The following is a 3,833-nucleotide window of genomic DNA, read 5'->3' as shown; positions in this document are numbered from 1 at the left end:
GCCCCCGCCCCGGCGCACGCCGCCGCGCGCTCCCGGGCCCGCGCCCGCCGGGATCCCGCCGTGTCCGCCGTCGGCGTCGCCGGGGAGCTGCTGATCACCCTCGGCGTGCTGCTCGCGCTGTTCCTGGTCTGGCAGCTGTGGTGGACGACCGTCACCGCCCGGCAGGACGCCGACGCCGTGCTCGCCGAGGTGCGCGCCGCGCTGCCCCCCGCCGCGGCCACGACCGCGGAGCTCCGCACCGACGACCCGCCGATCCCCGCGCCCGTCGGGCACGGCGAGGTCGTCGGCGTGCTCACCGTCCCGCGCTGGGACGGGCTCACCCGCAACGCCATGCCGGTCGTCGAGGGCACCACGCCGGACCTGCTCGACCGCGCGATGGCGGGCCGGTACGCCGGGACCCAGCAGGTCGGCGAGGTGGGCAACGTCGCGCTCGCGGGGCACCGGCGCACCTGGGGCGACTCGTTCCGGCACGTCGACAAGCTCCTCCCCGGCGACCCCGTCGTGATCGAGACCGCCAGCACCTGGTACGTCTACGAGGTCACCTCCCACGAGATCGTCGAGCCGTCCGAGTCGTCCGTGCTGGCTCCCGTCCCCCGGCAGCCCGGCGTCGCCCCGACCGAGCGGCTGCTCACCCTCACGACGTGCCACTCGCGCACCCTCGGCGAGTACGGCAACGACCAGCGGTGGATCACGTACGCGGCCTTCGCCGGCTGGCTGGACCGCGCCGACGGCACGCCCGAGGCGGTCCTCGCGACGGGAGGCGTCTGATGTACGCGTGGCTGTTCCGGCACCTGCCCGGCCCGCTGCCGGTGCGGGTGCTGCTCGCGCTCGTGCTGCTGGCCGCGGTGCTCGTCGGTCTGTTCGGCTGGGGCTTCCCCGCCCTCGCGCCGCACCTGACCTGGTTGACCGGGGACCCGTCGCTCGGCTGACCGGCGGCGACGCGGCGGCGCGGTGTCCTCGCGCCGCGGCCGGTGGCACGGCAGCATGGGCCGCGACCGCGCTCACCGGCGAGCGCGGGACGACGAGGAGGCGGCATGCGGCTCGGCTACCACACCGGCTACTGGTCGGCGGGGCCCCCGCCCGGGGCGGCGGAGGCGGTGCTGGCGGCAGACCGGCTCGGGCTCGACTCCGTGTGGACCGCCGAGGCGTACGGCTCGGACGCCTTCACCCCGCTGGCCTGGTGGGGGGCCGCGACCTCGCGTGTCCGGCTCGGGACGGCCGTGGCCCAGGTCGCGGCCCGGACTCCGACCGCCACCGCGATGGCCGCGCTGACCCTCGACCACCTGTCCGGCGGTCGGTTCACGCTCGGCCTCGGGGTGTCCGGGCCGCAGGTCGTCGAGGGCTGGTACGGGCAGCCGTACCCGCGGCCGCTGGCCCGCACCCGGGAGTTCGTCGCGATCGTCCGGGACGTGCTGCGCCGCGAGGGGCCGGTCCGCGCGGCCGGGCCGTTCTACCGGCTGCCGCTGCCCGAGGACGAGGGGTCGGGGCTCGGCAAGGCGCTGCGCTCGACCGTGCACCCGCTGCGCGCCGACCTGCCGATCCACCTCGCCGCGGAGGGACCGAAGAACATCGCGCTCGCCGCCGAGATCGCCGACGGCTGGCTCCCGCTGTTCTACGCGCCGCGGCTGGACGACGAGTTCCGCGGCCTGCTGGCCGAGGGCTTCGACCGCCGGCTCGCCGGCACCCGGCCCGTCGAGGAGTTCGAGGTCACGGCGACGGTGCCCGTCGTGCTGGGCGTCGACGTCGAGTCCGCCGCCGACGCGGTCCGCCCGTTCGTCGCGCTGTACGCCGGCGGGATGGGCGCGAAGGGGGCGAACTTCCACGCGAACGCCCTGGCCCGGCTCGGCTACGCAGACGCCTGCGCGGAGATCCAGGCGCACTACCTCGCGGGCGACCGCGCGCGGGCGGCGGCGGCCGTGCCGACGGAGCTGGTGCGGGACGTGGCGCTGGTGGGCACGCCGGACGACGTGCGCGAGCAGGCGGCGGCGTGGCGGGACACGGCGGTGACGACGCTGCTGGTCCAGGCGGCGCCGGAGCACCTGGAGCAGATCGCCGGCCTGCTGGGCTGACCGCCAGGGGGCGAGGTCGTCGGTTCCGCCCGAGGTCGCCGGTTCCGCACCCCCTCGGGTGGACGGAACCGACGACCTCGGGCGCGGACGGCGCAACGCGGCGGACACACCGCGGCGCTACCGTGCGGCGCGTGACCCGGCCCGACGACTCCCCCGCCGTGACCGCGACCGCCGACCTCCCGGCGCGGGACGGCGGGACGCACGTCGCCGCCGGCGTCGTCACGGCGCTCGTCGGGTTCACCAGCGCGTTCGCCGTCGTGCTCGGCGGCCTGCGCGCGGTCGGCGCCACCCCCGCGCAGGCCGCGTCCGGGCTGCTGGCCGTCACGCTGGCGATGGGTGCGGCGACGATCCTGCTGGCGTGGCGCACCCGGCTGCCGATCACGGTCGCCTGGTCGACCCCCGGCGCCGCCCTGCTCGCGACCACCGGGACCGCGGCGGGCGGGTGGCCCGAGGCGGTCGCGGGGTTCGTCCTGTGCGGGGTGCTGCTCGCGGCGGTCGGGCTGTGGCGGCGGCTCGAGCGCTGGGTGCGGCTGATCCCGGTGCCGCTGGCGAACGCGATGCTCGCGGGCGTCCTCGTCGACCTGTGCCTGCAGCCGGTGCTCGCCGTCGCGGAGCGGCCGCTGCTGGTCGGACCGGTGGTGGTCGTGTGGCTGGTGCTGCTGCGGCTGGCGCCGCGGTGGGCCACGCCCGCGGCGATCGGGCTCGCGGTGGCGATCGCGGTCGCCTCCCCCGGCGTGCGCGCGCTCGACGCCGCGGACCTGGTGCCGTCGCTGACCTGGACCACGCCGCAGCCGTCCTGGTCGGCCGTGGTGTCGGTCGCGGTGCCGCTGTTCGTCGTGACCATGGCGTCGCAGAACATCCCCGGCGTCGCGGTGCTGGCCGGGTTCGGATACGCCGCTCCCCTGCGCCGGGTCATGCTCGTGACCGGCGCGGGGACCGTGCTCGCGGCCCCGTTCGGCGGGCACGCGATCAACCTCGCGGCGATCAGCGCGGCGCTCGCCGCCGGCCCCGAGGGCGGGCCGGACCCGCGGCGGCGGTGGCGCGCGGCCGTCGTGGCGGGCTGCGGGTACGTGGTGCTGGCGGTGGCCTCGGCAGCGGTGGCCGCCGTGGCGCTGGCGGCGCCCGCCGGGCTGATCGCCGCGGCGGCCGGTCTGGCGCTGGTCGGGACGCTGGCCGCGTCGCTGGGCGGGGCGTTCGGCCCCGCGGAGCACCGTGAGGCCGCGGCGGTGACCTTCCTGGTGACGGTGTCGGGCGTGAGCGTCGGCGGCGTCTCGGCGGCGTTCTGGGGCCTGCTGGCCGGCATCGCCGTCCACCTCACCCTGCGCGCCGCCCGCCGCTGACGCCCGCCCTCCCCTCCGCCGAGATGGCAACTCTCGGCTGTGCGCGGGCGACCGCCGACAGCCGAGAGTTGCCATCTCAGCGGGAGGGGGCGCGCGGAGGTGCGCGCGAGAGGTGGGTGCGCGGTGCGTGCGGGCGGCCAGGGGACGCGGCGCGCGCGGCGCGGCGGGGTTGTCGCGCCGCACGTCGGACGCTACTGTCGGCGGTGATCCCGAGACGTGAGCACTTGCGTCTCACCAGGCGAGACAATGCGAAGGAGGCGGCCCGTGGCCCGGTCGATGCACCCGCGTACGACCCAGCGCCCGGGCCTGCCGATGTCCGCCTCGGCGCGCTGCTGTCGCCCCTCGGCGAGCTGTCCGCGCACCTCCCGCGCCGCCTGACCCGCGTCCCCCGACGCCCACCGGCCGCGCCCCGGCAGCACCCCGC

At 77.9% G+C, this 3,833-nt stretch carries 4 protein-coding genes; all 4 read left to right on the top strand.

All coding sequences use genetic code 11. From position 1 onward, the window contains the following. Positions 1-768: class E sortase (locus MHY85_RS20475; protein ID WP_255733800.1), on the top strand; the 768-nt coding region annotated here is incomplete at its 5' end. Then, the gene (locus MHY85_RS20470) at positions 768-929 is read left to right on the top strand and encodes a hypothetical protein (protein ID WP_187365307.1); all 162 of its coding nucleotides are present in this window, start codon (positions 768-770) and stop codon (positions 927-929) included. The genes MHY85_RS20475 and MHY85_RS20470, both read left to right, overlap by 1 nt. Positions 930-1,034: 105 nt before the next feature. Next, positions 1,035-2,069, top strand: coding sequence for an LLM class F420-dependent oxidoreductase (locus MHY85_RS20465; protein ID WP_239200187.1), 1,035 nt, complete (start codon positions 1,035-1,037; stop codon positions 2,067-2,069). Positions 2,070-2,200: 131 nt separating this feature from the next. Continuing rightward, positions 2,201-3,409: a benzoate/H(+) symporter BenE family transporter gene (locus MHY85_RS20460; RefSeq protein WP_222848227.1), complete on the top strand. Its 1,209-nt coding sequence runs from the start codon at positions 2,201-2,203 to the stop codon at positions 3,407-3,409. Positions 3,410-3,833: the final 424 nt, after the last annotated feature.

It is taken from the genome of Cellulomonas sp. ACRRI, from assembly GCF_022346185.1.
In the GTDB taxonomy this organism is placed as follows: Bacteria; Actinomycetota; Actinomycetes; order Actinomycetales; family Cellulomonadaceae; genus Cellulomonas.
Note: the sequence above shows the minus strand (reverse complement) of the source record. Positions and strands in the feature narration are given on the sequence as shown.